Source organism: Streptomyces sp. NPDC006487, from assembly GCF_042870555.1.
GTDB lineage: Bacteria > Actinomycetota > Actinomycetes > Streptomycetales > Streptomycetaceae > Streptomyces.
The window spans coordinates 22,785-29,551 of sequence record NZ_JBIAHN010000035.1; the positions used below are offsets into that span (position 1 = coordinate 22,785).

Sequence of the window (6,767 nt, forward strand, 5' to 3'; positions counted from 1 at the left end):
GTCGGCCGGACGGGCGGCGTGGCCGGGGAGGAGGCCGGCCCGGGAGGCCGATCTGTAGCCGGCCCGGAGGCCGGGCAAGGGGCCTGGCAGGGGACCGAGCAGGGCGCTTGGCAAGGGGCCGGACGGGGCGCCGGACAAGAGGCCGGACGAGGGGCCGGGCACGGCGCCGGACAAGAGGCCGGGCACGGCGCCGGGAGCGGGGGCTCGGGGGGTGGGGTTTTCGGGGGGCCGCGGCCCGTGGTGGCGCATTTGGGGGACCGGCCGCCCACCTACGCCGCGGAGCCCATCGCGCTGCCGGCCGCCGATCCGGCCGGGCTCGCCGCGCTGACCCCCGACACCGTGCTGGAGGGGGCCCAGTACGGCGGCTACACGCTGCGCGCGGCCTCCGTGCGCGGGGACTCCGCCCGGTTCCGGGGCGAGGCCCGGCAGGACTTCCTGCTCACCGCCCGCTTCGGCACCGGCCCCGACGCGCTGGTCCTGGTCGTGCTCGCCGGCGGGGACCGGGCCGCACCCGGAGCCGCCGAGGCCGCCGCCGAGGTGTGCCGCTCCGTCGCGGGAGCCGTCGGGCGGAGTCACGAGCGGCTGTCGCAGGACGTCCGGGACGGCCGGCGGGAAGCCCTGCGCTCGGGGCTCCAACGGCTCACCGACCGCGGTTACGGGCAGCTGCGCGCCCGCGCCGCCGAGTTGGGGCTTCCCGAGGACGGCTACACCGCCGGGCTGCGCGGACTGCTGCTGCCGGTCGATCCCGGCTGCCGTACCCGGGTCTGTTTCGGCGCGGGCGCGGGCGGTCTGTTCCGGCTCCGGGACGGGCAGTGGCGGGACCTGGAGGAGCCGGCCCCGGCGCCCGCCCCGGCCACCGCCTCGGCCCCCGCCGGTTTCCGCTTCCGCTTCAGGGCCTCCGTGGCCCGCCCCGGGGACACCCTGCTGCTGTGCTCCGGCGGCCTCGCCGACCCGATGCGCGAGGAGGAACCGCTCTCCGTCGAGCTCGCCGCCCGCTGGGCCGACGCGCCGCCGCCGGGCCTCGCCGCCTTCCTCGCGGACACCCAGCTCCGCCTCAAGGGCTACGCCGACGACCGGACGGCCGCCGCGGTCTGGGAGGCGTAAACCGGCGGATCATGCGTGGATGGGAGGCGCACCCGGCAGAGCCGAACCGGAAAAGGGAAGGGCGCCCCCTCCATGGCCAAGCAGAACGTGGCGGAGCAGTTCATCGACATCCTGGTGCGCGCCGGCGTGCGCCGGATGTACGGAGTGGTCGGGGACAGCCTCAACCCCGTCGTCGACGCGATCCGCCGCACCGGCGGCATCGAGTGGATCCAGGTGCGCCACGAGGAGACCGCCGCCTTCGCGGCCGGCGCCGAGGCCCAGATCACCGGCACCCTCGCCGCGTGCGCGGGCTCCTGCGGCCCCGGCAACCTCCACCTGATCAACGGGCTCTACGACGCCCACCGCTCCATGGCCCCGGTCCTCGCGCTGGCCTCCCACATCCCCTCCGGCGAAATCGGCCTCGGCTACTTCCAGGAGACCCACCCCGACCGGCTGTTCACGGAATGCAGCCACTACAGCGAGCTGATCTCCAACCCGCGCCAGATGCCCCGGGTCCTGCAGAGCGCCATCCAGCACGCCGTCGGGCGCGGCGGCGTCGGGGTGGTGTCCCTGCCCGGGGACATCGCCTCCCTGCCCGCACCGGAGCAGAGTGCCGAGCAGGCGCTGGTGACCGCACGCCCGACCGTACGGCCCGGCGACGGGGAGATCGACAAGCTGGTCCGGCTCATCGACGAGGCCGACCGGGTCGCCCTCTTCTGCGGCAGCGGCACCGCCGGCGCGCACGCCGAGGTCATGGAGTTCGCCGGCCGGGTCAAGGCCCCCATCGGGCACGCCCTGCGCGGCAAGGAATGGATCCAGTACGACAATCCGTACGACGTCGGCATGAGTGGGCTGCTCGGCTACGGCGCGGCCTACGAGGCCACCCACGAGTGCGATCTGCTGATCCTGCTCGGCACGGACTTCCCGTACAACGCCTTCCTCCCCGACGACGTCAAGATCGTCCAGGTCGACATCCGGCCCGAACACCTCGGCCGCCGCACCAAGCTGGACCTCGCCGTCTGGGGCGACGTAAGGGAGACCCTGCGCGCGCTGAACACCCGGGTGAAGGCCAAGACGGACCGCCGGTTCCTCGACCGCATGCTGAAGAAGCACGCGGACGCCCTGGAAGGAGTGGTGAAGGCGTACACGCGCAAGGTGGAGAAGCGCACGCCCATCCACCCCGAGTACGTGGCCGCGGTGCTCGACGAACTCGCCGACGAGGACGCCGTATTCACCGTGGACACGGGCATGTGCAACGTCTGGGCGGCGCGCTATCTTTCCCCGAACGGAAAGCGCCGCATCATCGGCTCCTTCAGCCACGGGTCCATGGCCAACGCCCTTCCGCAGGCCATCGGCGCACAGTTCACCGATCGCGGACGTCAAGTGGTGTCGATGTCCGGCGACGGTGGTTTCTCCATGCTGATGGGAGATTTCCTCACCCTGGTGCAGTACGACCTCCCCGTCAAAGTGGTCCTCTTCAACAACTCATCCCTCGGGATGGTCGAGTTGGAGATGCTGGTTTCCGGCCTTCCTTCGTACGGAACCACGAATAAGAACCCCGACTTCGCGGCGATCGCCCGCGCGGCGGGCGCGTACGGGGTCCGGGTGGAGAAGCCCAAGCAGCTCACAGCGGCTTTGAGGGATGCGTTCAAGCACAAGGGCCCCGCTCTCGTGGACGTGGTCACGGACCCCAACGCCCTGTCCATTCCACCGAAGATCAGTGCTGAAATGGTGACCGGATTCGCACTTTCGGCCAGCAAGATCGTGCTGGACGGAGGGGTGGGCCGGATGATCCAGATGGCTCGATCCAACCTCCGTAACGTGCCGCGCCCCTGAGCCCGGATGCGTGCGGATTCCCCCGGGGGGCATGCATCCCGTAGGCCTGTTCGACAGGCGGGCCTTCGGGGAGCGGGAATACGGGGAGGTACATCGCCGTGCGGGTGGGGGCGAAGGCCGGAAAGCTGTGGCGGAGAGGGCGGCCGGTGCCGCGCGAACCGTCGGCCGAGGGCGAGGCGGTGGTGGACGCGTCGGGGATCACCCGGAGCGTGCGGCGGGCCGATCTCAAAGCGGTCGGGGAAGTCCGCAGGGACTTAAGGGAGTTGATGCGCCACCGGTGCAGGGCGGAGGCCGCCGAGGTGGCCGAGCTGCTGATCACCGAGCTCGTCACCAACGCCCTCGTCCACACCGATCAGGGAGCCGAGGTCTCCGCGACGTTCGCAGCCGACCGGCTGCGGGTGGAGGTCCGTGACTACGCCGCCCGCCGGCCCCGGCCGCACGTACCGTCCGCCGACGACGGTACGCACGGCCGGGGACTGGTGCTGGTGCAGTCGCTCGCCGACGCCTGGGGCGTGGACGCGCTCGGGCTGTCGCTGGGCGGCGGCAAAGTGGTGTGGTTCGAGCTCGACGGAGCGAAGGAGGCGGGGCCCGCCTGAGTGATCGGGCGGACCCCGCGCGGCGGATCCCGGACGGGTGGGTGCACCTCACCTCAGCCGAACTGCTGCTCCAGGTCCTTCAGTTTGCGTTCCAGCGAGTCGAGCCGGGGGAGCGTCTGCGTGTCGTCCTCGGCGGTGAGGTCCACCGTCCGGGGGCCGGTGGCCGTGTTGGCCGGGTCAGTCGTGTGAGGGGGCTCGGTTCCACTCACGGCCTGCAGGGAGGGCCGGCGCCGTAGGGGCAGCTGTCCGGTTTCCGCTATGGCCGGCTCCGCGCCGACCGGCGCGGAGCCCGCTCCGGGGGCCAGCCCCGGCACCTCGACCTGACGGGCGCGGGCCAGGCGCCCGAACGCCCGGTTCTGCCTGCCGAGCGCCTTGATGTGCGCCCGGTCCAGGCGGTGTTGCTCCCGCCTGCGGTGCCGGTCGTTCTCCTTCTCCTTCTTGTCCTCGCGCACCTCGTCCACGGCCTCGTCGAGCGTGCGGACCCCCTCCAGCAGCATCAGCGACCAGGCGCCGAAGGTCTCCCGGGGTGCCCGCAGCCAGCGGACCATCCGGATCTGCGGCAACGGCCGCGGAATCAGACCCTGTTCGCGCAGCGCGGCCCGGCGGGTCTGCTTCAGCGCGCGGTCGAAGAGCACGGCCGCCGAGAGGGACATGCCGGAGAAGAACTGCGGAGCCCCGTCGTGGCCGAGGCCGCGCGGAGCGTGCACCCAGTTGAACCACGCGGCGGCTCCCGCGAACAGCCAGACCAGCATGCGCGAACCGAGGGCCGCGTCGCCGTGACTGGCCTCGCGGACGGCGAGCACCGAACAGAACATGGCGGCGCCGTCGAGACCGAAGGGGACCAGGTACTCCCAGCCCCCGGACAGGTTGAGGTTCTGCCGGCCGAAGCCGACCAGCCCGTGGAAGGAGAGTGCCGCGGCGACCGCCGCGCAGCAGAAGAGCAGGACGTACGAGGCGGTCCCGTAGACGGCTTCCTTGCGCCGCCGCCGCTCCTCGCTGCGCTCCCAGCTGTCCTCGGCCGCCCCGGCCTTCTCGCCTTCGCGCTTGCCCCGGGCCAGTACCGCCACTGCCGCAAGTACGCCCAGGATCAGCAGGCTGCCGGGCAGCAGCCAGTCCAGCGATATGTCGGTCAGTCTCATGCGGTTGTCCCTTGCCTCGCGTATGCGGCTGTTCGGCTTGTGGCCTGTGCGGCTTTCCGGGCGCCATAGTGGCGCAGCCGGTGAGCCGTGCACGCGGGTTTCGGGGCAAGTGGACGCCAACGGGGTGCGGAGCCCGCCGGATAGGGTGTTGCGGATCGAACTCCAGCTCGTGCGACGAGAGTTGAGTTCGATTTCCGTCAGCCGGACGGGTGGGTTGAGGTGGTGGGGGCGGCGGCGCGGAAACCCGGGGGCGGCCGTACGTCCGGGTGGGTGACACCGACCGGCCGTCAGGCCGCGGTCAGGCCGCCGTCAGGCGGGCGATCCGGTCCTCGTCGCAGGTCCTGGGGCAGGTGACGCAGGTGTCGTCCGGGCGGATCGTGTAGAAGAAGCAGCAGCTCGCCCGGTCACGGGTCGGGAGCTGCCGGCCGTCCGGGGCCTCCAGGGTGCGGAAGCCCGCGCCGCCGGTATACGGGGTGGTCGCGCCGGGGAAGAGCCGGTCCAGCTCGCGCACGGCCCGCTGCTCCTCGGCCTCGCCGAGCAGGTTGGCCACGTACCAGAGGCTCTCGACCACGTCGTCGGTCACCATGCCCCACAGGGCGCGCCGGCCGCGGCGCATCCGGGGGCCGAAGCCCTCCATGAGCGGTTCGAGGTGCCGGGCCACCGCAGCCCGTACCTCTGCGCGCAGCGCGTCCTCGTCGGGCACGACCCGGGCCCCGGGGAGCGCTGCCGCCGGGTCGTCCGGCAGACAGGCGAAGGAGCGGACGCGGACGGCCATCCGGCCGTCGGTCCGGTGGAAGGACACGGCCTCCGGGGGGAGGAGCGGCACGCGCCGGTCCAGGAACCAGGGGGCCGTGAACAGCAGACAGGCCTCCCACGCGTACCGGTGCAGTCCGAACCCCGCCACCACGTCGGGCCGGCCCGGGCGCCCGTAGTCGCGGAGTATCTGCGCTTCGTCCCACGCGAGGAAGGCCTCCAGGGCCTCGCCGCCGGCCGCGAGCTCGTCCGCACCGACCCACCCCACACCGCAAGGGGAGGGTTCGTGCGGGGCGAGTTCGGTGACGCGCAGGCCGCCGTAGGCCTCGGTCAGCCGCGCGTAGGCGTCCGCCACCGGAGAGGTGCGTACGGGGTGGACGTGGCCCGGGGCGGGCGCGACGGCCGTGACGGTCATGGCGAACCACCGATCCACGCGATCGTTAACAGGTAAGCCTTACCTTACCTGATCTCCGTGGGGCGTGGGAAGGAGGGCTATTCTTCGGGGGCAGATCGAAACCCGTGGGAGGACCGCGTGCGCGAGACGGCCCGAGCCCGGGTGCCGGAGCAGCAGAACCGGAAGGTCGTACGCCATTCCGTGCGCGGGCAGATCCTCGACGCTCTGCGCGCGGCGCTGGTCGCGGGCGAGCTGGCCCCGGGGGAGATCCATTCGGGCCCGGCCCTGGGGGAGCGCTTCGGGGTCTCCGCGACGCCCGTGCGCGAGGCGATGCAGCAGCTGGCGCTGGAGGGGGTCGTCGAATGCCTCCCGAACCGGGGCTTCCGGGTCCTGACCCGGACCCCGGGGGAGCTGGCGGAACTGGCCGAGGTCAGGGCGCTGCTCGAAGTCCCCGTGATGCTGCGGCTGGCCCGTACGGTGCCGTCCGCGGCCTGGGCCGCGCTGGGGCCCGCGGCCGCGGAGACCGTGGAGGCGGCCGCCTCGGGTGATGCGGTGCGGTACGCCGACGCGGACAGGGCGTTTCACCGTGCGGTGCTCGCGCTGGCGGGCAACGGTCAGCTCCTCCTGGTGGCGGAGGACCTCCACCGCCGATCCCAGTGGCCCCTGCCGGGGCCGCGGCGCGTCCGACGGGCGGAGCTCGTCGCGGAGGCGGGGGAACACGTGGCGGTCGTGTCCGCGCTCGCCGCGGGCGACCTCCCGGGGGCGGAGTCCGTGATCCGCGCCCACTTCACGACGGCCTGACCCCTCGGGGGGTCCTGCGCCTCAACCGCCGGCGGGGCTGGGGTGGGGGCGGTGCCGGGGGCGGGGTGGGGTGTCGGCCTGGACTGCATGATTTAGGCGCCCTGGGCTCGACTTCGACAGCCGTGGGGTGTACCTGCGCCACACATCACGCTTTACGTCCAGGCC

Annotated in this window: 6 protein-coding genes; 4 read left to right on the forward strand and 2 right to left on the reverse strand. The window is 72.8% G+C overall.

Annotated features, from left to right (window positions below; genetic code table 11):
• Nucleotides 1–237 precede the first annotated feature (237 nt).
• The 3 genes from ACFYM0_RS37235 (at nucleotide 238) to ACFYM0_RS37245 (ending at nucleotide 3,515) form a co-directional block, all read left to right on the forward strand.
• On the forward strand, nucleotides 238–1,104 hold the full coding sequence (locus ACFYM0_RS37235; RefSeq protein WP_388509961.1) for a protein phosphatase 2C domain-containing protein: 867 nt from the start codon (nucleotides 238–240) through the stop codon (nucleotides 1,102–1,104).
• A 72-nt stretch (nucleotides 1,105–1,176) separates the two neighbouring features.
• Nucleotides 1,177–2,919 (forward strand): pyruvate dehydrogenase, encoded by a 1,743-nt coding sequence (locus ACFYM0_RS37240; protein WP_388509964.1) that lies wholly within the window; start codon nucleotides 1,177–1,179, stop codon nucleotides 2,917–2,919.
• A 209-nt stretch (nucleotides 2,920–3,128) separates the two neighbouring features.
• Complete coding sequence (locus ACFYM0_RS37245; RefSeq protein WP_388509985.1) at nucleotides 3,129–3,515, forward strand: ATP-binding protein; 387 nt, start codon at nucleotides 3,129–3,131, stop codon at nucleotides 3,513–3,515.
• A gap of 53 nt (nucleotides 3,516–3,568) precedes the next feature.
• On the opposite strand, the gene ACFYM0_RS37250 is transcribed toward ACFYM0_RS37245, so the two are convergent.
• Both ACFYM0_RS37250 and ACFYM0_RS37255 read right to left on the reverse strand, forming a co-directional pair.
• Nucleotides 3,569–4,654: a DUF2637 domain-containing protein gene (locus ACFYM0_RS37250; RefSeq protein ID WP_388509967.1), complete on the reverse strand. Its 1,086-nt coding sequence runs from the start codon at nucleotides 4,652–4,654 to the stop codon at nucleotides 3,569–3,571.
• A gap of 298 nt (nucleotides 4,655–4,952) precedes the next feature.
• The gene (locus ACFYM0_RS37255; protein WP_388509970.1) at nucleotides 4,953–5,822 is read right to left on the reverse strand and encodes a (2Fe-2S)-binding protein; all 870 of its coding nucleotides are present in this window, start codon (nucleotides 5,820–5,822) and stop codon (nucleotides 4,953–4,955) included.
• Between the two features lie 51 nt (nucleotides 5,823–5,873).
• Here ACFYM0_RS37255 and ACFYM0_RS37260 point away from each other — a divergent pair, with 51 nt between their 5' ends.
• Nucleotides 5,874–6,602 (forward strand): GntR family transcriptional regulator, encoded by a 729-nt coding sequence (locus ACFYM0_RS37260; protein ID WP_388509988.1) that lies wholly within the window; start codon nucleotides 5,874–5,876, stop codon nucleotides 6,600–6,602.
• Nucleotides 6,603–6,767: the final 165 nt, after the last annotated feature.